The following is a 21,645-nucleotide window of genomic DNA, read 5'->3' as shown; positions in this document are numbered from 1 at the left end:
GTAGGTCTGGCCTCCGATAATCCGCCCCTTGCCCGGCCCGTGCCGGCCTGTCGAACCGTCTGCCCTGCCTTCATGACCTTGCCTGCGCCTCTTCATCGCACGACCTCTGCCGCGCCGTCGCGGCGGCCCGCGGGGGGCGCCTGAATGCCGCGCGGCCTGTACGTGGCCTGGCGCCTGCCGCTGGCGTTCTGCACGCTGCTGGCGGTGCTGGTCGGCCTGCTGTTCCTCGGCTGGCGTGACTATGCCGAGCTGCTGCAGGCCCAGGAGCTGCGGCTGCGCAGCGAACAAGTGATCACCACGCTGGCCGAGCTCGACCGGCTGGCGGCGCCGCACACCGAGCTGACGCTGTGCGTGGCCGTCGGGGCGCCGATGGCGTCCGCGCCCGAGGCGCGCCCGGTCGGCGCCCGCTGGAGCGAGCCGCTGGCGACGCTGCGCCGGCTGGTGGCCGACAACGCTTCACAGCTGGGCCGCGTGGCGGCGCTCACGACGGCCCTGCTCGAATGGCAGCAGCTCTACACGCTGCCGCTGGAGCAGGCCTGCGCCGCGGGGCAGCGCCTCGGGGCGGCCTATGTGCAGTCGCTGTTCCGGGTCGTGGCGCCGACGCGCACCCGCATCGGCGCCGAGCTCGCCGGCCTGCTGCGCACCGAGACCGGCCTGCAGGCCGAGCGCTCGGCGCGGCTGCAGGCCGCGAAGGAGGCGACCGACAAGCTGATCGCGCTGGTCGCCGTGATCGCGGCGCTGCTCGGCGTGGTGGCGCTGTTCGCGGTGCGCGGCTTCGCCGCCCAGCTGGCCGCCGCGGGCCGCCGGATGCAGCGTGAGGCGAACGACCGGGACCACGCGCAGGAACGCATGCTCGACGCGCAACGCCGCCTGCGCATGGTGCTCGAACACATCGCCGAGGCGGCGATCGCCTACGACGAGACCGGCCGGGTGCAATGGATCAATCCGGCCGGCGAGGTGATGTTCGGCCGCTCGCGCCAGGGCATCGGCGGGCAGCCGATCTCGCTGCTGATCCCGTCGCTGGCCGAGGACCTGGACTGGCCGGTGACGCAGCCCGAAGCCGAACTCGACGGCCTGACGCCGTCGCCCTGGACCGTGCGGCGCGACACCGTCGCGGGCCGGCGCGCGGGCCACGACGGTGCCGACGTCCCGATGGAAATCGCGCTGGTGCAGACCCACGTCGACGGCGAGCGCGTCGGCATCTGCCTGTGCCGCGACCTCAGCGAGACCGAGCGGGCCGCGCGGATGACGCATGCCTTCGCGGCCCTGCTCGGCGAGGCGCTGCGCCTGCCGCTGGCCCATGTGCGGGACGCGCTGGCGCTGCTGCCCACGGTGCCGGCCGGCGCGCTGGAGGCGCCGCTGCGCCAGCAGCTCACCGTGGCCCACGGCCACAGCGAGCGGGCCCTGACGCTGGTGGAGGACCTGGTCGAACTCGAGCGCCTGCGCGCCGGGCCGCGGCATGCGCGCGTCGAGCCGCTCGACCTGGGCTCGGAGCTGCGCGCCGCCATCCGTGCGGCGCAGCCGCGGGCGCGCCGCCAGCAGGTCCGGCTGTTGCAACAGCCGGCCGACACCGCGCTGCCGGTGCAGGCCGATGCGCAGCAGCTCGGCCGCCTGCTGTCGCGCCTGCTGGCGCTGACCGTCGACGCCTCTCCGGCCGGCGGCGAGGTGCGGGTCAGCGCCTCGGTGCAGGGCGACACGGTGCGGGTCGAGCTGGCCGATGGCGGGCCGGACCTGCCGGTGGGTTTCGCGGCGCGGGCCTTCGACCCGTTCGCGCCGCCGGAGCCGGCCGACGGCCGTCCCGGCATCGGCCTGGCCCTGGCGATCTGCCGCGAGCAGATGGTGCAGCTCGACGGCCATGTCGGCCTTGTGGCCGCACCCGCCGGCACCGGCGCGGTGTTCTGGATTTCCCTGCCCTTGCGCCCGGTGGGGCACTGAGCGGCGGGCCCGCTCGCGAGGCGCCCCTCGGCTAGACTCATCGGTGATCTTGCATCGACTTTCATAGGTTTCCATGTCCCAGTCCCCGAACGACGGCGCCGTGCTCGACGCGCTCAAGCGCGTGATCGACCCCAACACCGGCCGCGACTTCGTGTCGACGAAGCAGCTGCAGAACCTGCGCGTGGAGGGCGGCGACGTCGCCTTCGACGTCGAACTGGGCTACCCGGCCAGGAGCCAGATCGCGACGCTGCGCAAGGCGCTGATCGCCGCCGCGCGCGGCGTGGCCGGCGTCGAGAACGTCAGCGCCAACCTCGGCATCAAGATCGTGTCGCACGCGGTGCAGCGCGGCGTGCAGTTGCTGCCCGGCGTGAAGAACATCGTCGCGGTGGCCTCGGGCAAGGGCGGGGTGGGCAAGAGCACCACGGCCGTGAACCTGGCGCTGGCGCTGGCCGCCGAGGGCGCATCGGTGGGCGTGCTCGATGCCGATATCTACGGTCCCAGCCAGCCGATGATGCTGGGCATCGAAGGCCGCCCCGAGAGCGCCGACGGCAAGAGCATGGAGCCGATGGAGAACTACGGCGTGCAGGTCATGTCGATCGGCTTCCTGGTCGACGCCGGCAACCCCATGATCTGGCGCGGCCCGATGGCCACGCAGGCGCTCGAGCAGATGCTGCGCCAGACCAACTGGCGCGAGCTCGACTACCTGATCGTCGACATGCCGCCCGGCACCGGCGACATCCAGCTCACGCTGTCGCAGAAGGTGCCGCTGACCGGCGCGGTGATCGTCACCACGCCGCAGGACATCGCGCTGCTCGACGCCCGCAAGGGCCTGAAGATGTTCGAGAAGGTCGGCGTGCCCATCCTCGGCATCGTCGAGAACATGGCGGTGCACGTGTGCTCGAACTGCGGCCACACCGAGCACATCTTTGGCGCCGACGGCGGCCAGAAGATGAGCACCGAGTACGGCGTCGACTACCTCGGCGGGCTGCCGCTGAGCATGTCGATCCGCGAGCAGGCCGATGCCGGCCGCCCGACGGTGGTGAGCGACCCCGACGGCGACATCGCCGCCATCTACAAGACCATGGCCCGCAAGATCGCGATCAAGATCGCCGAGAAAGCCAAGGACTACTCGGCCAAGTTCCCGACGATCAGCATCTCCAAGACCACCTGAGGCAGCGCACGGATGGACGGAAGCGATCGCCCGGCAGCGCGACCCTCCGTGACCGTGGCGGTGGTGATCGAGCGCGAAGCGCACCCGAACCGCTGGGAAGACTGGCGCTTTCGCATCGTCGAAGTGTTGTCCGACGAGGGCGCCTTCGGCACGGCGCCGCGGCTGCTGCGCGACGACGGCCGGTTCGCGCGCTGGCTGCACCCGGGTTTCACCGTGGAATTGTTCCGCGACGAGGGCGAGGGTTACTACCTCAACCTCAGCTCGGGCGCCCCGGCGTGGTTCGTGAGCTGGCGCATCGGCGACGAAGATGCCTCGCAGGCCTGGCCCGAGATCGTCAGCCTCTCCTACAACGAAGCCGGCCGCTGGCTCGATGCGCAGGAGCGCGTCGACAACCTGCCGCTGCCGCCCGATGTCGTGGCCTGGTTGCAGGCATGGAACGACCAACACTACCGGCCCGAGCCGAAGCGACGCAAGCGCCCGTCGTCCTTCCTGCCGCCGGAGCAGCGGTGAGCGCCTCGCGCTGCAGCGCCGGAAAGCGGTCATGAGCGACGACGGCTTCCTGTCGCGCTGGTCGCGCCGCAAGGCCGCGGTGAAGAGCGGCCGGCCGCCGCCGGACCAGCCGGCGCCGGCCGTTGCCGCTGCCGTCACCGGGGCGCCCGCCGCTGCCGCGGCGCCGCTGACCGTGCCGCCTCCCGAGGGTTCGACCGAGGCCTCGGCCGCACCGGCCGAGGTCTTGCCGACGCTGGGCGACGTGGCGGCGTTGCGGCCCGGCGACGAGGTGTCGCGCTTCGTCGCGCGCGGTGTCGACGAGAACGTCAAGCGCGCGGCGGTGAAGAAGCTCTTCACCGATCCGCACTACAACGTGATGGACGGGCTCGACACCTACATCGACGACTACAGCCGGCCCGACCCGATCCCGATGGCCATGCTGCGCCAGCTGAACCAGGCCAGGTTCATGGGCCTGTTCGACGCCGAGGAGGCCGCCGAGGCGCAGGCGGCGGCCGACGCCGCCGTCGGTGCCTCGGCACCCGGTGCCGAGGGCTCGCATGACGCCCCCGCGGCCGACGCGGCGCTTGCCGCGCACACCGATCCCTCCCTTCCCTCTGCCGAGGACGCAGACGCGCCAGCCGGCGCCGCCGTGCCCCACGCCCCCGATGAAGACCCTGATCTGCAACTGCAACCAGACGATGCCGCTCGACGGTCCGGCGCTGCAACGCGCGCTGGGACCGGCGGCCGCTGACGGCCTCGAGCTCGTCCACACGCTGCTGTGCCGCCGCGAGGCCGGCGCCTTCCAGCGCGCGGCGAAATCGGGCGAGGACCTGGTGGTGGCCTGCACCCAGGAGCAGCGCCTGTTCCTCGACCTCAATGCCGAGACCGAGGGCGCGCCCGGCGTGCAGGAACGGCCGATCCGCTTCGTCAACATCCGCGAGACCGGTGGCTGGTCGAAGGAAGCCCGGGCCCGGCCCGCATCGATCACACCCAAGATCGCCGCGCTGCTGGCCGCTGCGCAACTGCCCGAGCCCGACCCGGTGGGCACCGTCACCTACCGCTCGGCGGGCCGCTGCCTGATCGTCGGGCCGGCCGACGCGGCGCAGCGCGCTGCGCAGATGCTGCACGACAAGCTCGACGTCTCGCTGCTGCTCACCGCACCGGGCGCCAACCTCCCACAGGCGCGCACGTTCCCGGTGGCCGCGGGCCGCATGACGAGGCTCGGCGGCTGGCTGGGCGCCTTCGAGGCGAGCTGGGAGGCCACGAATCCGATCGACCTCGATCTGTGCACGCGCTGCAATGCCTGCATCGACGCCTGCCCCGAGGCCGCGATCGACTTCAGCTACCAGGTCGACCTGGCCAAGTGCACCGCCCACCGCGACTGCGTGAAGGCCTGCGACGCGGCCGGCGCGATCGACTTCAACCGCGCTCCGATCGAGACCACCGAGCGCTTCGACCTCGTGCTCGACCTGGGTGCACCGCCGCTGATCGTCCTGCACCAGCCGCCCCAGGGCTACTTCCATGCGGCCGACGACACGCAGCTGATCGCCGCGGTGCTGCGGCTGCGCGAGCTCGTCGGCGAGTTCGAGAAACCCAGGTTCTTCCAGTACAGGCACAAGCTCTGCGCCCACAGCCGCAACGAGCGAGAAGGCTGCACCGCCTGCATCGACGTGTGCTCCGCGCAGGCCATCACGAGCCGGCGCAGCCACGACGGCCCCGACAAGGGCGGCATCGCCGTCAACCCCAACCTGTGCGTCGGCTGCGGCGCCTGCAGCACGGTGTGCCCGAGCGGTGCGCTAACCTATGCCACGCCCACCCCGGCGCATCAGGGCAAACGCCTGCGCACGCTGATCGGCAGCTATCGCAAGGCCGGTGGACTTGATGCGGCCTTGCTGCTGCACAGCCAGGGCGCCGGCGCCCGGTTGATCGATGCGCTCGGGCGAGCGGCGCGCGCCGGCAAGGCACTGCAGGGCGTGCCGGCCCGCGTGATCCCGGTCGACCTGTTCCACACCGCTTCGGTCGGGCTCGACCTGTGGCTCGCGGCCATCGCCCACGGCGCCTCGCAGGTCTGGGTGCTGATGACCGACGAGGAGGCGCCCGACTACCGCGCCGCGGTGGCCGCGCAGATGGACGTGGGCCAGGCGATCCTGGGCGGCCTCGGCTACCGCGGCCGGCATCTGCGGCTGATCGAGGCGCGCGACATGGCCGTGCTCGATGCCGCGCTGCAGGCCGAAGCCGCACAGGGTGTCGCGCAGCCCGCCGGCTTCGCGGTGCAGGCCGACAAGCGCGCCACGCTCGACCTGGCGGTCGACCACCTGCTGGCGCAGGCACCGCAAGCGCCACCGCCGCCGGAAGCGATCGCCTTGCCCTCGGCGTCGCCGTTCGGCAGCCTGCACATCGACACCGACAAGTGCACGATGTGCCTGAGCTGTGTCGGTGCCTGCCCGGAAAGCGCCCTCGGTGACAACCCCGAGCGCCCGCAGCTGCGCTTCACCGAGAAGAATTGCGTGCAGTGCGGCCTGTGCGTCGTCACCTGTCCGGAGGACGCACTGGCGCTCGCGCCGCGGCTGTGGCTGGCCGACGGCGGCAAGGCGCGCAAGCAGCCGCGCGTGCTGCACGAGATGCAGCCGTGGGCCTGTGTGAAGTGCGGCAAGCCCTTCGGCACGCAGCGGGCGATCGAGAACATGCTGGGCAAGCTGGCCGGGCACTCGATGTTCCAGGGCGCCGCGCTCGAGCGCCTGAAGATGTGCGGCGATTGCCGGGTGATCGACCTGCACACCAATCCGAACGAAGTGAAGATCACCGACCTCTGAGCCGCGCGCCCCGACAGGAACGCTCCCCGATGAAGCCGCAACCGATCCAGTTCTCCACCCCGTCCGACGAGCGCGAGGAGCTCGCGCGCGCCGACATCTACGGCCTGCTGGCGCAGCTGTTCGTGGCCGCGCCGGATGCCGATTTCCATGCGCAGCTGCGCGTCGCCCCGACCGAGGCGCCCACGCCGGGGGGACTGCTGGAGCCGGCCTGGGGCGAGTTGGTGGCCGCCGCGCGGCGCGTGCCGCCGGACGCGGTGGCTGCCGAGTACGACGCGCTGTTCCAGGGCGTCGGGCGGCCCGAGGTCTTCCTGTATGGCTCGTTCCACCTGGCCGGCGCGCTGAACGACCGGCCGCTGGTCGAACTGCGCGAGGACCTGCGCGCACTGGGACTGGAGCGGGCCGACGGCATCAGCGAAACCGAGGACCACATCGCCAGCCTGTGCGAGGTGATGCGTTTCCTGATCGCCGGTGACGACCCGGAGATCTGCAACCTCGAGCAGCAGCGGCGCTTCTTCCGCATCCACCTGCAGACCTGGATCGAGGGCCTGTGCGCCGCGATCGACGCGCACCCGCGCGCCGATTTCTACCGCGCCGTGGCGGGCTTCACGGGCGCCTTCATCGGCGTCGAGACGCAGGGCTTCGACCTGATCGAATAGCGCCTCAGGCCGTGCGCGTCACTTCCGGTGGCTCGCTGTACAGCCGCACGCTGAACACCGCGCCGGTCACGCCGTCGTCGCGGTTGCGTGCCATGAGCGCGCCGCCGTAGCGCTCGATCAGGCTGCGGCTGATCCACAGGCCCAGCCCGGTGCCGTCGGTCTTGGTCGTCACGAAGGGCTGGAACAAGCGCGCCTCGATCTCGGGTCCGAGGCCCGCGCCGGTGTCGACCACGTCGATCTGAACACCTTGCACGCGACCGTCCGCGCCCTGCCAGTCGCCCGTGCGCAGCGTCAGCGTGCCGCTGTCGGGCATCGCATGCAGCGCGTTGATCAGCAGGTTCAGCAGCACCTGCTGCAGTTCCTGGCGGTTGATGGCGGCGCTGACCGTCGCCCGGTCGTCGCGCTGCACGGTGATGCAGGTGCGCGCGAGCTGCGGCCCCACCAGCAGCAGAGAATCGTCGAGCGCGCGCGAGACGTTCACGCTGTCCACGTAGCCGGCGTATTCGCTCGGGCGGGCGAACTGCAGCAGTTGCGTGACGATCAGGCGCATGCGCTCGATCTGCTCGTCCACCAGCCGCAGCTCGGCGTCGACCTGGGCGGCGGTCTGCGGTCCGAGCAGCTCGCGCAGCAGGTCGAGGTTGCCCTGGATCACCGCGATCGGGTTGTTCACTTCGTGAGCGATGCCGGCCGTGAGCTGGCCGACGGTGGCGAGCTTCTCCGAGCGCAGCAGCTGCGCCTGCGCCTGCTCCAGGTCGCGCGTGCGCTCGATCACCTTGCGGTCGAGCTCGTCGCCCCAGCGCTGCAGGGTGCGCGTCTTGTCGTCGATCGCGTCGAGCAGGTGGTCCAGGTGCGCGGCGAGCCGGCCGATCTCGTCGGTGTTGCCCACCGCGCCGACCCGGGCATCGGGCACGCCGGCCTCGACCTGCTGCATCGTGCGCGCCATCTGCTCCAGCGGCTTGAAGATGCTGCGCGCCCAGCGCAGCGATATCACCGCGGCGAGGATCATCACGGCGAAGAAGATCACGCCGATGCTGAGCAGCACGCCGTACTTGAGCCAGGTGAACGGCCGCTCCAGGTAGCCCACGTAGAGCATGCCGACGCGCCGCCCGGTGCCGTCGGCCAGCGGCTGGTAGCCGGACACGTACCAGTCGTTGACGACGAAGGCGCGGTCCAGCCAGGGCCGGCCGCCGCCGAGCACCGTGTCCCGCACCGCCCGAGAGACGCGGGTGCCGATGGCGCGGTGCTCCGGGTCGGTGCCGAACAGCCGCACGTTGGTGCTGATGCGGACGTCGTCGAGAAAGAGCGTCGCGGTGCCCTGGCTGCCGAACGGCAGCGCGCCGTCGGGGTAGACGATCTCGTTGACGTGGTCGATGAAGGGCAGGTTGCGGTTCAGCAGCACGCCGGCCTGCACGTGGCCGAGCAGCGTGCCGCGCTCGTCGCGCACCGGGGCGGTGGCCAGCACGACCATGGCGCGGTCCTCCCGGGTGCGCTCGGTGGGTGCGGCATTGAGCGTGTCCACCAGCGGCACCACGACGCGGTCCTGCAGCGCCGGTGCGAGAAGTGCCAGCTCGTCGGGCTGCAGCACCTCGATGCGCGCGCGCGGGCGGCCGCTGTCCCGCGTTGCCGAGCGGAAGGCCGGCGAGCGCCGGTCGGTCTCGGCGACGGCGCCGAAGTCGGTGACGAGCAGCGTGCCGTCGGGCGCGCGCAGGTTGATGAAGTCCAGGCTCTCGCGGGCCTTGAAGGCCTGCAGCAGCGCCACCCACTGGCCCGGCTCGGTCGCTGTTGCCTGGGTGCCCAGCGCCTGATGCAGCGCATGCGAGTCGGCCACGGCGGCGGCGGCGCTGCCCACCTCGCCGAGCACGCGCTCGAAATAGCCCTGGGCCACCGCGAGGTCGCTGCGCACCTTGGTGATCAGCAGGCGATCCAGGGTCATGTTGCCCCAGGCGAGCAGGATCAGGCCCAGCAGCGGCAGCACCACCACCAGCGGCAGCAGCACCATGGCCAGCAGCTTGCTGCGGATCGGCAGGCGCTGGAAGCGCGAGGCAAGACCCGTCATGCGGTGCCGCTCAGCGGTGTTCTAGACGGCCAGCCACTCCGCGCAGCGCCGCTCCAGCGTGCGGCGCGAGATGCCCAACAGCTCGGCCGCGCGCGTCTTGTCGCCCTGCACCGACTCCAGCACCGCGAGGATGTGCTGCTTCTCGAGCGTGTGCAGATCGGTCGGCCCGCTGGTGCGCGGCGCCGCGGCGCCGGGGTAGAGCGCCGAGACGTTGAGCGCGCCGAGGATCATCGAGCGCTCGATCAGGTTGCGCAGCTCGCGCACGTTGCCCGGCCAGTCGTACTGCTGCAGGTAGGCCATCTCGGTGGTGCTGACGGCGATCGGCTCGACGCCGAGATGGGGCGCGAGCGTGGCCATGAAGTGCGCCACCAGCTCGGGGATGTCGTCCTTGTGCCCGCGCAGCGGCGGCAGGCCGATCTCGACCACCTGCAGCCGGTAGTACAGGTCCTTGCGGAAGCGCCCGGCCGCCACCTCGTCGGCGAGCTGGCGGTTGGTCGCGGCGACGATGCGCACATCGACCGGGATCTGCTGCTCGCTGCCCACCGGCCGGACGCGGTGGTCTTCCAGCACCCGCAGCAGCGCGGCCTGCTGGGTCAGCGGCAGCTCGGCGATCTCGTCGAGGAAGAGCGTGCCGCCCTGGGCGTAGTAGAAGAGGCCGTCGCGGCTGTGCGTGGCGCCGGTGAAGGCGCCCTGGGCGTGGCCGAACAGCTCGCTCTCGATGCGCTCGGGTGCGAGGCTCGCGCAGTTGACCGGCACGAAGGGCTCGTCCGCCCGCGGGCTGTGGCGGTGCAGCGCGATCGCCGCCAGCTCCTTGCCGGTGCCCGACTCGCCCGTCAGCAGCACCGTGCTGGCCACCGGAGCCGCCCGCTGCAGCGCGCGGCGCAGGTCGAGCATGGCCTGCGAACCACCGACCAGGCCGTCGAAGCCCTCGCCGCGCTGCGAGATCATGTGCTTGAGCACCCAGTTCTCGCGCTTGAGCAGCGTGCGGTCCAGGCCGTGCTTCACCGCGTTGAGGATCTGCGTCACGCGAAACGGCTTGAGGATCAGGTCGGAGGCGCCGACGCGCAGCGCCTCGATCGCGGTGTCGAGGTCGGCATAGGCTGTGATCAGCACCACCTCGCCGCTGTAGCCCTGCTCGCGCAGCTCGCGCAGCCAGGCGAGGCCGCTCTTGCCGGGCAGCGCGATGTCGAGGATCACCAGGTCGAAGCGGTGCCGGCGCACCAGCGCGTCGGCTTCTTCGGCGCTGGCGGCGCTCTGCACATGGCCACAGCGAGGCGTCAGCGTCTTCTCGAGGAAATTGCGCATGCCCTGTTCGTCGTCGACCAGCAGCACCGAGGCGCGCGGCCAGGCATCGAGTCCGGCGGCGGGCAGGGGCAGGGCGGTGCTGGCGGGCATCGGGCGGGGCGGCAGACTGGGGTCGGCTGCTACTGTGGCATATCCGCCGGCGAGGGTGGGCGGACGACGGCCGGATTGTGTTCTCATCTCCACCCCTGAAACTGGAGCTTCGAGCATGAGTTTTCGCCTTCACCACGCCGGCCGTGCGGCGCGCCGGCTGTCCTTGCTGGTCCTCGGCTTCGCGGCGCTGGCCGTCCAGGCGCAGTCGGTGCTGCGCGTGACGGCCATCCCCGACGAGTCGCCGACCGAGCTGGCGCGCAAGTTCGCGCCGCTGGGCCAGTACCTGGAAAGCAAGCTGGGCATGAAGGTCGAGTGGACGCCCGTGACCGACTACGCCGCCGCGGTGGAGACGTTGGTCAACAAGAAGATCGACCTGGCCTGGTTCGGCGGCTTCACCTTCGTGCAGGCCAGCGTGCGCTCGGGCGGCAAGATGGTCCCGCTGGTGCAGCGCGAGGAGGACGAGAAGTTCCACTCGGTCTTCATCACCGACGCCGGCAGCGGCATCCACCGGCTCGAGGACCTGAAGGGCAAGACGCTGAGCTTCGGCTCGCAATCCAGCACCTCGGGCCATCTGATGCCGCGCAGCTTCCTGCTGGCGGCGAAGATCGATCCGGACACCGACCTCAAGCGAGTCAGTTTCTCCGGCGCGCACGACGCCACGATCGCGGCCGTCGCCAGCGGCAAGGTCGACGCTGGCGCGCTGAACATCTCGGTGTGGGAGAAGTTCGTGGCCGAGAAGAAGGTCGACCCGACCCAGGTCAAGGTGTTCTACACCACGCCCGGCTACTACGACTACAACTGGACCGTGCACGCGGACATGCCGGCCGAGCTGCGCAACAAGCTGCAGCAGGCCTTCCTGGCGCTGGATGCGAACACCCCGCAGGGCAAGGAGATCCTCGGCCTGCAACGCGCCACGCGCTTCGTGCCCACCAAGGCAGAGAACTACAACGGCATCCGCGCCGCCGCCGAGAACGCCGGGCTGCTGAAGTGATGCAGGCGCTTGCCGCGCCGCTGGCCGAACTGCGGGGCGTGCACGCCGCGGCGGCGCCGCAGTCGAGCACCGTGGTGCTGCGTGGCGTGGATCTGCAGCTGGCGCCCGGTGAGCAGGTGGCGGTGATCGGCGCCTCCGGCTCCGGCAAGACGACGCTGCTGCAGGTGCTGGCCTGCGCGCTGCCGCCGCTGCGGGGCGAGTTCTCGCTGTTCGCTGCGGCGCCATGGCGCAGTTCTTCCGGCGAACGGCAGCGCCTGCGCGCGCGGCTGTGCCTGGCGCCGCAGGTGCCGCCGCTGCCGCCGCGTCAGCGCGTGGTCGTTGCGGTGCTGGCGGGGCGGCTGCCCGTGCAGTCGCTGTGGGCCAGCCTGCGCACGCTGTGGCATCCGCGCGAAGCGCCGCTCGCCCAGGCGGCCCTGGCGGCGCTCGATCTCGAGCACACGCTGTGGCAGCGGGTGGACCGGCTGTCCGGCGGCGAGCGCCAGCGCGTCGGCCTGGCGCGGCTGCTGGTGTCGGATGCCGCGCTGTGGCTGGTCGACGAGCCGCTGTCGGCGCTGGACCCGGTGCGCTCGGAGCTGGCGATCGCCCGGCTCATCGACGCGGCGCGCGAGGCGGGGCGCACGCTGGTGTGCTCGCTGCACCAAGTGGAGGTGGCGCGGCGCCGCTTCCCGCGCATCGTGGCGCTGCGCGACGGCGTCGTGGTGTACGACGGGCCGGCCGGCGGCCTGAGCGACGAGCAGGTGCGCGAGCTGTACGGCAGCGACTCGCCGGACGCCGCCGCGCCGTTGCCCGCATCGCAAGCGGCACCTGCCACGGCCGGCGTGCCGCAGGCGATGTGCCGCTGAGGCCGGCGTGACGCCTAGCGCAATGCGAAGCCTGAGCCTGCCGTCGCAACCGCCGCCCGCCGCGCGCGACCCGGCGCTGCTGCAGCGCTGGGCCGTGCTGCTGGTCGGGCTGGTGCTGTGCTGGCCGCTGCTGGTGTTGACCGAGTTCAAGCCCTGGGCGGTGTTCGACCAACGCAGCCTGCGCTCGACGCTCGGCTTCCTGGTGCAGTTCGTGCCGCCGCGCGCGGACGCCGAGTTCCTGCGCCTGCTGCTGCGCGAGACCTGGCGCACCGTGGCCATCGCGACCGCCGGGCTCACGATCGCGTGGTGCATCGCGGTGCCGCTGGCGCTGGGCTCGACCGCGCGGCTGTCGGTCAGCGCGCTGGCTTCGCGCATGGGCACCGCGCCCACGCTGCTGCGCCAAGGCCTGCGCTGGATCACCATCGTGCTGCGCTCGGTGCCCGAGCTGGTGTGGGCGCTGCTGTTCGTGCGCGTGGTCGGACTGGGGCCGACCGCCGGCGTGCTGGCGATCGGCATCGCCTATGGCGGCATGCTGGGCAAGGTTTACGCCGAGATCCTGGAGAGCGCCGACCCGGGCAGCACGCAGGCGCTGCTGCGCAACGGCAGCGGGCGGCTGCAGGCGCTGCTGTTCGGTACGCTGCCGCAGTGCGGCCCGGAGCTGGTGAGCTACACCGTCTACCGCTGGGAGTGCGCGATCCGCTCGTCGGTGGTGCTGGGTTTCGTCGGCGCCGGCGGGCTGGGCCAGGAACTCGACAACGCGACCAAGATGTTCGTCGGCGCCGAGGTGAGCAGCATCCTGCTGGTGTTCGTCGCGCTGGTCGCGCTGTCGGACCGCGTCAGCGCCGCGCTGCGGCGCGCGATGGAGTCGCCATGAGTCGCGTGGCACCGCCCACCCGCCCGCTGCCGGCCGCACCGCCGCCGCGCCGCAAGGGCGGGTTCATCGCGCTCGGCGTGCTGGCGCTGGTGATCGCGAGCTTCGCCTCGCTCGACCTGCGCTGGGCCGATTTCCTGTCGCTCGACGCGTTGAATCGGATGGCGGGCTTCGCCGCCAGCTTCTTCCCGCCGCAGGGCTCGGCCGCCTTCGTGCGCAAGACGCTGGGCGCGACGCTGGAGACGCTGGCGATGAGCCTGGTCGGTACCGCGCTGGCGGTGGTGTTCGGCCTGGTGCTGGCGCTGCCGGCCAGCGCGCACGGCGCAGCGGGCACGCAAGTGCTGCGGGGGCTCATGCGCAGCGTGCTCAATGCACTGCGCGCGGTGCCGGAACTGGTGTGGGCCTCGCTGCTGCTGATCGCCGCCGGCCTGGGCCCGTTTCCGGGCACGCTGGCACTGGCGCTGCATACCACCGGCGTGCTGGGGCGGCTGTTCGCCGAGAGCATCGAGAACGCCGCTCCCGAGCCGGCCTTCGCATTGCGGCTGCGTGGCGCCGACCGGCTGCGCGTCTTCCTGTACGCGACGCTGCCGCAGATCGGGCCGCAGCTGCTGTCGTATTCGCTCTACCGCTGGGAGAACAACATCCGCGCGGCGGCGGTGCTGGGCGTGGTCGGCGCCGGCGGCCTGGGGCAGATGCTGTACTACCACCTCGGGCTGTTCCACATGCGCGAGAGCTGTACGGTGCTGATCGCGATGATCGCGCTGGTGGCGCTGGTCGATGCACTGTCCTGCCTGGTGCGGCGGGTGCTCAACCGCTGACGCGCAAGCCTCTTGCATCGCGCCCACCGCGGGGCCGCGCGTGGCGGGGCGGCGACATGGCCCGCGCGAAGCCCTGGGACTTTCCCTCATGCCGACGCGCCGCGGCGAGCGACAGTCTGTCGCGCGGCAGGCGGTCAATCTGTCGATGCCGGGCGTGGGGCGGCGACAGGCTGGCGCGCACGCCGCGATGCTGCGCTGAAAGCCTACCGAGGCGGCGGCGACGGCCGGGTTCTGCGCCGCGTTGTCCCGCGCAGTGTGCAAGACCCAGGGCTAACATAAGAACGGATCTGCCGAGGTTGGCGATCAGCTCGATGCCAAGGCAGGTGCGCCCCACCGGGTGCTGCGACCCAGGAGTCAGCCATGAACGATCCGAAATCCAAGCTCTCGCGCCGGCGCGTCTTCGCCGGCGCCGGCACGTTGGGAGCGCTGGCCGCCGCAGCGGCCGTGTTGCCGGTCGCGCGCGAAACCGAGCCGGCGGCAGCCGCAGCGGGCGTCAAGCCCGAACCCGACAAGTCGGGCGGCTATCGGCTCACGGCGCATGTGCAGCGCTACTACCAAACCACCAAAGTCTGAGCGCCGGAGGTCCCATGTTGCTCACGCGCAAGTCGCCTGATGCGGGCTCCGGCTCGTCCGCGTCGTCGCTGGTCTCGAGCCTGTCGCGCGGCATCTCGCGCAGCATTCCGACGATGGACCGCCGGTCCTTCCTGCGCCGCTCGGGGCTGGGCGTCGGCGCTGGCTTGGCGGCCGGTCAGCTGACGCTGGTGCGCAGGGCCCAGGCGTCGGAGACCTCGAAGGCCGAGGCGGGGCCGGGCAAGGTCGAGGTCAAGCGCACGGTGTGCGGCCATTGCTCGGTCGGCTGCGCCGTCGACGCGGTGGTGCACAACGGCGTGTGGGTGCGCCAGGAGCCGGTGTTCGACTCGCCCATCAACCTCGGCGCGCACTGCGCCAAGGGCGCGGCGCTGCGCGAGCACGGCCGCGGCGAATACCGCCTCAAGTACCCGATGAAGCTCGTGGGCGGCAAGTACGAGCGCATCAGCTGGGACACCGCGCTCGACGAGATCAGCGCCAGGATGCTCGAGCTGCGCAAGCAGAGCGGTCCGGATTCGGTCTTCGTCGTCGGTTCGAGCAAGCACAACAACGAGCAGTCCTACCTGCTGCGCAAGTGGATGAGCCTGTGGGGCAGCAACAACTGCGACCACCAGGCGCGCATCTGCCACAGCACCACCGTCGCCGGCGTCGCCAACACCTGGGGCTATGGCGCGATGACGAACTCCTACAACGACATGCAGAACAGCAAGGCGGCGATGTACATCGGCAGCAACGCCGCCGAGGCGCACCCGGTGTCGATGCTGCACATGCTGCACGCCAAGGAGGCCGGCTGCAAGATGATCGTCGTCGACCCGCGCTTCACGCGCACGGCGGCCAAGGCCGACGACTACGTGCGCATCCGCTCGGGCTCGGACATCGCCTTCCTGTTCGGCGTGCTGCACCACGTGTTCAAGAACGGCTGGGAGGACAAGCAGTACATCAGCGATCGCGTCTACGGCATGGACAAGGTCCGTGACGACGTGATGGCCAACTGGACGCCCGACAAGGTCCAGGAAGTCTGCGGCGTCGACGAGGCGACCGTCTACAAGGTCGCCGAGACGCTGGCGAAGAACCGCCCCAGCACCATCGTCTGGTGCATGGGCCAGACCCAGCACACGACCGGCAACGCCATCGTGCGGGCCTCGTGCATCCTGCAGCTCGCGCTCGGCAACGTCGGCGTGTCGGGCGGCGGCACCAACATCTTCCGCGGCCACGACAACGTGCAGGGCGCGACCGATGTCGGCCCCAATCCGGATTCGCTGCCCGGCTACTACGGCCTGGCCGAGGGCTCGTTCAAGCACTTCGCCAAGGCCTGGGGCGTCGACTTCGAGTGGATCAAGAAACAGTACGCCCCGGGCATGATGACCAAGCCCGGCATGACGGTGTCGCGCTGGATCGACGGCGTGCTCGAGAAGAACGAGCTGATCGACCAGGACAGCAACCTGCGCGGCCTGTTCTTCTGGGGCCATGCACCGAACTCGCAGACGCGCGGCCTCGAGATGAAGAAGGCGATGGACAAGCTCGACCTGCTGGTCGTCGTCGATCCCTTCCCGTCGGCCACCGCGGCGATGGCGGCCATGCCCGGCAAGCCCGAGGACCAGAACCCCAACCGCGCCGTCTACCTGCTGCCGGCGACGACGCAGTTCGAGACCAGCGGTTCGTGCACCGCGTCGAATCGCTCGCTCCAGTGGCGCGAGCAGGTCATCGAGCCGCTGTGGGAGAGCCGCAACGACCACATGATCATGTACCAGCTCGCGCAGAAGCTGGGCTTCGACAAGGAGCTGACGAAGAACTACAAGCTGGTCGCCGGCAAGGGCGGCATGATGGAGCCCGAGCCCGAATCGATCCTGCGCGAGATCAACAAGAGCGTCTGGACCATCGGCTACACCGGCCAGAGCCCGGAGCGCCTGAAGGCGCACATGCGCAACATGAACGTCTTCGACGTGAAGACGCTCAAGGCCAAGGGCGGCATCGACAAGCAGACCGGCTACCAGCTCGACGGCGACTACTTCGGCCTGCCGTGGCCGTGTTACGGCACGCCGGAGCTCAAGCATCCGGGCTCGCCGAACCTGTACGACACATCGAAGCACGTGATGGAAGGCGGCGGCAACTTCCGCGCCAACTTCGGCGTCGAGAAGGATGGCGTGAACCTGCTGGCCGAGGACGGCTCGCATTCCGAGGGCGCCGAGCTCACCACCGGCTATCCGGAGTTCGACCACGTGCTGCTGAAGAAGCTGGGCTGGTGGGACGAACTGAGCGACGCCGAGAAGGCCGCCGCCGAAGGCAAGAACTGGAAGACCGACTCCTCGGGCGGGATCATCCGCGTGGCCATGAAGAACCACGGCTGCCACCCGTTCGGCAACGCGAAGGCGCGCGCCGTGGTGTGGAACTTCCCCGATGCGATCCCGAAGCACCGCGAGCCGCTGTACTCCACCCGCCCGGACCTGGTGGCCAAGTACCCGACGCACGACGACAAGAAGGCCTTCTGGCGCCTGCCGACGCTGTTCAAGACCGTGCAGGACAAGAACAAGGACATCGGCAAGGAGTTCCCGCTGATCATGAGCAGCGGCCGCCTGGTCGAGTACGAGGGTGGCGGCGAGGAAACGCGCTCCAACCCCTATCTGGCGGAGTTGCAGCAGGAGATGTTCGTCGAGATCAATCCGGCCACCGCCAACGACCGCGGTATCCGCGATGGCGAGGACGTCTGGGTCAGGACGCCGACCGGTGCGCGCCTCACGGTCAAGGCGCTGGTCACCGAGCGCGTCGATCGGGAAACGGTGTGGCTGCCCTTCCACTTCTCCGGCCGCTGGCAGGGCGTCGATCTCGCGCCCTACTACCCGCAGGGCGCGATGCCGGTGATCCGTGGCGAGGCGATCAACACCGCGACGACCTACGGTTACGACAGCGTGACGATGATGCAAGAGTCCAAGACCACGGTCTGCCAGGTCGAGCGGGCCACCGCCTGAAAGTGATGACAGCCCCCCGTCCGATGAGTACACCGGCCAGCCCCCCGAGGGGGCGCCGAGCCGCCTTGGGAGCGGCCCGGCGCCGTCTCGGTTCGCACCGATTGGAGAGTTGACATGGCAAGAATGAAGTTCATCTGCGACGCCGAGCGCTGCATCGAATGCAACGGCTGCGTCACCGCCTGCAAGGCCGAGCACGAGGTGCCCTGGGGTGTGAACCGACGCCGCGTGGTGACGCTCAACGACGGCGTGCCGGGCGAGCGCAGCATCTCGGTGGCCTGCATGCACTGCTCCGACGCGCCGTGCATGGCGGTGTGCCCGGTCGACTGCTTCTATCGCACCGACGAGGGCGTGGTGCTGCACGACAAGGACATCTGCATCGGCTGCGGCTACTGCAGCTACGCCTGCCCGTTCGGCGCGCCGCAGTTCCCGACCAACGGCACGTTCGGCCTGCGCGGCAAGATGGACAAGTGCACCTTCTGCGCCGGCGGCCCCGAGGCCAATGGCTCCGAAGCCGAGTTCGAGAAGTACGGCCACAACCGCCTCGCCGAGGGCAAGCTGCCGGCCTGCGCCGAGATGTGTTCGACCAAGGCGCTGCTCGGCGGCGACGGCGACGTGGTGGCCGACATCTTCCGCACCCGCGTGCTGACGCGCGGCAAGGGCTCCGAGGTCTGGGGCTGGGGCACGGCCTACGGCAAGCCGAGCGGCGGCACGCCGCAGCCGGCGGCGCAAGGAAGCAAGTCGTGAGGTCCTCATGGTGCGTGCGCCTGCTGGGCGCGGTGGTCGTGGTGCTGGGGCTTGCGGCCTGTGCCGACAAGCCGCAGACCGCCACGGCCTCGTCCAAGAAGAGCGACAGCAAGCCCTGGGACGGTGCCGAGGCGGCCTACACGGCGCCCGGCTGGAAGCCGGGTGACCGTGACAGCTGGGAGCAGCAGATGCGCGCCCGCAACCAACAGCAAAACGAGTACACGCGTGCTCGGTGAGTACCGAGCGCCGAACTCCCGCCTGGGTTCTTACGGGGACGCCCATGAAATACCCGATTCTTCGATGGCTCGCGGCGGGCTGCCTGGTGCTGCTCGGCAGTGCGGCTTCGGCCCAGCCCGGCACCGCAGAGCCTGCGGTGCCCGCGTCGCCGGCGGCGAGCGTTGCGGCGGCGGCCATCCCGCTGCCCGACAGCAGTGAAACCAACGCCCAACGCGCCAAGACCCAGCCCTACAACAACGCGCCGTTCTGGCGCGCGGTGCGCGAGTCGGGGCAGCAGGCCGGCACCAGCAACCTGCCGGGGGCCGAGAAGGGCGTGCTGATCCAGCCGTTCGTGCAGTACCCCGGTTCGCGCTTCACCACCGCGGGCGAGGCTTGGCGCGAGGTGCGCAACCGCTGGATCATTCCCTACGGCGGCGCGCTGCTGCTGATCGTCGTGGTGGCGATCGGCCTGTTCTTTGTGACCAAGGGCCCGATCGAGGTGCATGCGCCGCAGACCGGCCGCAAGATCGAGCGCTTCACCTACTTCGAGCGTGCGGCGCACTGGAGCAATGCGGTGGCCTTCGTGGCGCTCGCGGTGTCGGGCGTGGTGATGGCCTTCGGCAAGTTCTTCCTGCTGCCGGTGCTTGGCGGCACGCTGTTCGGCGGGCTGGCCTATGCGCTGAAGAACCTGCACAACTTTGCCGGGCCGGTGTTCGCGGTCTCGCTGGTGATCGTGTTCTTCACCTTCCTGCGCGACAACCTGCCGCGCAGGGAGGACCTGCTGTGGTTGCGCAAGGCCGGCGGACTGATCACCGGCGCGCACGTGCCGTCGCATCGCTTCAACGCCGGCGAGAAACTCGTCTTCTGGGGCGGCGTGTTCGCGCTCGGCATCGTTGTCGTCGGCTCCGGGCTGATGCTCGACAAGCTGATCCCAGGGCTCGCCTACCTGCGCGGCGACATGCAGATCGCGCACATGATCCACTCGGTTGCGACGGTGCTGATGATGGCGATGTTCCTCGGCCACATCTACCTCGGCACCGTCGGCATGAAGGGCGCGTATGGAGCGATGCGCGACGGCCAGGTCGACGCCGCCTGGGCGCGAGAGCACCACGAGCTCTGGTACGACGACATCCAGTCCGGGAAGATCCCGGCACAGCGCACCGCGCCGCCGGCCGGCTCGCGCGATGCGGCCGTGCCGTCCTAGGGAGCAAGACGATGACCCTGCTTCGACCATTCAGCATGGCGCTGTGCGCCACCCTCGGCCTGGCCCTGCTGCCGGCTGCCTACGCCAAGCTGCCGGCTCCGACGCCGGAGGCCAAGGCGAAGGCCGATGAAGCCAAGGCCAAGGCCGCCTGGTCCGACAAGGTGGCGGCCTACCAGCTCTGCAAGTCGATGGACCGCGTGGCGGCCCGCTATGCGCAGGAAGCCAGGGCGGCCGGCAAGGATGCCAGGCCGCCGGTCGCGACGCCTGCTTGCGCCGACCCCGGCCCCTACCAAGTGGCTGCTGCTGCCACGCCGCCGTTGGAAGCGGCCGGTGCGCACTCGCCGGCGAAGACGGCGATCAGCCCGCCCAGCGGCACGGCGACCGCGGCCGAGCAGGCCGGCGCCCAGAAGAAGTGAGTGGGCGGCTGCCGTCCCGCTCGATAATGGCGCTCGACGTCCGGCATGGGCGTGCCTTCGCAAAGGAGTCTTCGATGCAGTACCGGTTCGCAGTGCTTCTGGCCGCCGCGGCGGCCCTGTCGGCTTGCGTCAGCAGCCCGCCGCCGAACGGCAACACGCCACCGAGCGCCGCGCAAGGTGTTTACTTCATCGAGCCGGCTGATGGCAGCACGGTCAGCAGTCCGGTCAAGGTCAAGTTCGGCCTCAAGGGCATGACCGTCAAGCCGGCCGGGGAGATCGTGGCGGGCACGGGGCACCACCACCTGCTGATCGATGCCGCCAGTCCCAAGCAGGGTGATGTGATCCCGGCGGACGAGAAGCACCTGCACTTCGGCAAGGGCCAGACCGAGACCGAGCTCAAGTTGCCACCCGGCAACCACGTGCTCACGATGCAGTTCGCCGACGGCCTCCACCAGTCCTACGGGGATGCGATGAGCGCCTCGGTGCGCATCACGGTCCAGTGACCCGGTCCCGGTCGGTCGCGAGCGGGCCGCTGGAGCGGCCCGCGTTCGTTTCGCGCCACACTGCACGCATGAACCCCGAGCTGCCCCGAATGAGCCGTGCGCGTGCGGCGTTGACCGAAGGCATCGAGGTGCTCGACGAGCACGGACAGCGCGAGACGATCCAGATCCCTGCGGAGCGTCCGCTGACGGTCTTCGTCGACAAGCGCGAACTGGTCACGCTGATGACGCTCGGCGCCGAACCCGAGCTGCTGGTGCTCGGCTACCTGCGCAACCAGCGACTGGTCGACTCGGTGCACGATATCGAGTCGGTCACGGTGGACTGGGAGGTCAACGCGGCGGCCGTGCGCACGCGGGCCGGCATCGAGGACTTCGACCGCAAGACCGCCAAGCGCGTGGTCACCACCGGCTGCGGGCAGGGCACGGTGTTCGGCAGCCTGATGGACGAACTCGACGCGCTGGCATTGCCCGGGCCCGAACTCGCTCGCATCAGTCAGCGTGCGCTGGTGGTGCTGCTCGAAGCGATGCGCCGCCAGGAGAGCACCTACAGGTCGGCGGGCTCGGTGCACGGCTGCGCGCTCTTCACGATCGCGGGAGACGAGGCGCGGCTCGATCTGTTCGTGGAGGACGTCGGCCGCCACAACGCCATCGACACGCTGGCCGGCTGGATGTGGCTGCGTGGCACGAGCGGCGCCGACAAGGCCTTTTACACCACGGGCCGCCTGACCAGCGAGATGGTCATCAAGTCGGCTCAGATGGGCGTGCCGATCGTCGTCTCGCGCTCGGGCATCACGCAGATGGGGCACGACCTCGCCACGCAGCTCGGCCTGGCGCTGTTTGGGCGGGCCACGAACCGGCACTTTCTCTGCTACAGCGGCTTCGATCGCTTCGACGGCGATCCGACGCTGGCCAAGGCGCCCGCTGTCGCGCCGGGTGCGGGCGTTTCGGGTGCCCCTGGGCCGTAGCACGCGAGC

At 70.6% G+C, this 21,645-nt stretch carries 20 protein-coding genes; 18 read left to right on the top strand and 2 right to left on the bottom strand.

What is annotated here, in order from left to right; genetic code table 11:
- Positions 1-144 precede the first annotated feature (144 nt).
- From ACQY9S_RS09890 to ACQY9S_RS09865, 6 genes are all read left to right on the top strand, one after another.
- Positions 145-1,935, top strand: a complete 1,791-nt coding sequence (locus tag ACQY9S_RS09890) for a PAS domain-containing sensor histidine kinase (protein WP_428425303.1) — start codon at positions 145-147, stop codon at positions 1,933-1,935.
- 73 nt (positions 1,936-2,008) lie between these two features.
- Entirely contained in the window at positions 2,009-3,106 is a 1,098-nt protein-coding gene (apbC, locus tag ACQY9S_RS09885) for an iron-sulfur cluster carrier protein ApbC (RefSeq protein WP_428425301.1), read from the top strand.
- 12 nt (positions 3,107-3,118) lie between these two features.
- Entirely contained in the window at positions 3,119-3,616 is a 498-nt protein-coding gene (locus ACQY9S_RS09880; RefSeq protein WP_428425299.1) for a DUF3305 domain-containing protein, read from the top strand.
- A 31-nt stretch (positions 3,617-3,647) separates the two neighbouring features.
- Positions 3,648-4,346 (top strand): DUF3306 domain-containing protein, encoded by a 699-nt coding sequence (locus tag ACQY9S_RS09875; protein ID WP_428425297.1) that lies wholly within the window; start codon positions 3,648-3,650, stop codon positions 4,344-4,346.
- The gene (locus ACQY9S_RS09870) at positions 4,261-6,408 is read left to right on the top strand and encodes a 4Fe-4S dicluster domain-containing protein (RefSeq protein ID WP_428425295.1); all 2,148 of its coding nucleotides are present in this window, start codon (positions 4,261-4,263) and stop codon (positions 6,406-6,408) included. Before ACQY9S_RS09875 ends, ACQY9S_RS09870 begins: the two co-directional genes overlap by 86 nt.
- 29 nt (positions 6,409-6,437) lie before the next feature.
- A complete protein-coding gene (locus tag ACQY9S_RS09865; protein ID WP_428425293.1) occupies positions 6,438-7,064 on the top strand; it encodes a TorD/DmsD family molecular chaperone in 627 nt (208 codons plus the stop codon).
- Between the two features lie 4 nt (positions 7,065-7,068).
- Here the strand turns inward: ACQY9S_RS09865 and ACQY9S_RS09860 are convergent, their stop codons facing one another.
- Together ACQY9S_RS09860 and ACQY9S_RS09855 are read right to left on the bottom strand one after the other, a co-directional pair.
- Positions 7,069-9,120, bottom strand: coding sequence for a sensor histidine kinase (locus ACQY9S_RS09860; RefSeq protein WP_428425291.1), 2,052 nt, complete (start codon positions 9,118-9,120; stop codon positions 7,069-7,071).
- Between the two features lie 21 nt (positions 9,121-9,141).
- Positions 9,142-10,515, bottom strand: coding sequence for a sigma-54-dependent transcriptional regulator (locus ACQY9S_RS09855; RefSeq protein ID WP_428425289.1), 1,374 nt, complete (start codon positions 10,513-10,515; stop codon positions 9,142-9,144).
- A 115-nt stretch (positions 10,516-10,630) separates the two neighbouring features.
- Between ACQY9S_RS09855 and ACQY9S_RS09850 the strand changes: the two genes are divergently transcribed.
- The 12 genes from ACQY9S_RS09850 to ACQY9S_RS09795 all read left to right on the top strand — a co-directional run bounded on the left by ACQY9S_RS09850 (position 10,631) and on the right by ACQY9S_RS09795 (position 21,636).
- Positions 10,631-11,506 carry a putative selenate ABC transporter substrate-binding protein gene (locus tag ACQY9S_RS09850; RefSeq protein ID WP_428425287.1) on the top strand — a complete coding sequence of 292 codons (876 nt, stop codon included), beginning with the start codon at positions 10,631-10,633 and terminating at the stop codon, positions 11,504-11,506.
- A complete protein-coding gene (locus ACQY9S_RS09845) occupies positions 11,506-12,348 on the top strand; it encodes a phosphonate ABC transporter ATP-binding protein (RefSeq protein WP_428425285.1) in 843 nt (280 codons plus the stop codon). The genes ACQY9S_RS09850 and ACQY9S_RS09845 overlap by 1 nt, the downstream gene beginning before the upstream one ends.
- A gap of 22 nt (positions 12,349-12,370) precedes the next feature.
- Positions 12,371-13,222: a PhnE/PtxC family ABC transporter permease gene (locus tag ACQY9S_RS09840; RefSeq protein ID WP_428425283.1), complete on the top strand. Its 852-nt coding sequence runs from the start codon at positions 12,371-12,373 to the stop codon at positions 13,220-13,222.
- Positions 13,219-14,037, top strand: coding sequence for a phosphonate ABC transporter, permease protein PhnE (phnE, locus tag ACQY9S_RS09835; protein WP_428425281.1), 819 nt, complete (start codon positions 13,219-13,221; stop codon positions 14,035-14,037). Before ACQY9S_RS09840 ends, phnE begins: the two co-directional genes overlap by 4 nt.
- 360 nt (positions 14,038-14,397) lie before the next feature.
- Entirely contained in the window at positions 14,398-14,610 is a 213-nt protein-coding gene (locus tag ACQY9S_RS09830; RefSeq protein WP_428425279.1) for a formate dehydrogenase, read from the top strand.
- A 14-nt stretch (positions 14,611-14,624) separates the two neighbouring features.
- On the top strand, positions 14,625-17,591 hold the full coding sequence (locus ACQY9S_RS09825; protein ID WP_428425277.1) for a formate dehydrogenase subunit alpha: 2,967 nt from the start codon (positions 14,625-14,627) through the stop codon (positions 17,589-17,591).
- A gap of 114 nt (positions 17,592-17,705) precedes the next feature.
- Positions 17,706-18,335, top strand: coding sequence for a formate dehydrogenase FDH3 subunit beta (gene fdh3B, locus ACQY9S_RS09820; RefSeq protein ID WP_428425275.1), 630 nt, complete (start codon positions 17,706-17,708; stop codon positions 18,333-18,335).
- Positions 18,332-18,571 (top strand): hypothetical protein, encoded by a 240-nt coding sequence (locus ACQY9S_RS09815; protein WP_428425273.1) that lies wholly within the window; start codon positions 18,332-18,334, stop codon positions 18,569-18,571. The genes fdh3B and ACQY9S_RS09815 overlap by 4 nt, the downstream gene beginning before the upstream one ends.
- Positions 18,572-18,615: 44 nt before the next feature.
- Entirely contained in the window at positions 18,616-19,755 is a 1,140-nt protein-coding gene (locus tag ACQY9S_RS09810) for a formate dehydrogenase subunit gamma (protein ID WP_428425271.1), read from the top strand.
- 35 nt (positions 19,756-19,790) lie between these two features.
- A complete protein-coding gene (locus tag ACQY9S_RS09805; RefSeq protein WP_428425674.1) occupies positions 19,791-20,171 on the top strand; it encodes a hypothetical protein in 381 nt (126 codons plus the stop codon).
- Positions 20,172-20,245: 74 nt separating this feature from the next.
- Positions 20,246-20,674: a DUF4399 domain-containing protein gene (locus ACQY9S_RS09800; protein WP_428425269.1), complete on the top strand. Its 429-nt coding sequence runs from the start codon at positions 20,246-20,248 to the stop codon at positions 20,672-20,674.
- Positions 20,675-20,763: 89 nt separating this feature from the next.
- Positions 20,764-21,636: a formate dehydrogenase accessory sulfurtransferase FdhD gene (locus ACQY9S_RS09795; protein WP_428425267.1), complete on the top strand. Its 873-nt coding sequence runs from the start codon at positions 20,764-20,766 to the stop codon at positions 21,634-21,636.
- Positions 21,637-21,645: the final 9 nt, after the last annotated feature.

Origin of the sequence: Methylibium sp. (assembly GCF_965279545.1) — a bacterium.
Classification (GTDB): domain Bacteria; phylum Pseudomonadota; class Gammaproteobacteria; order Burkholderiales; family Burkholderiaceae_C; genus Methylibium.
This window is presented reverse-complemented; position numbering and strand designations above follow the sequence as displayed.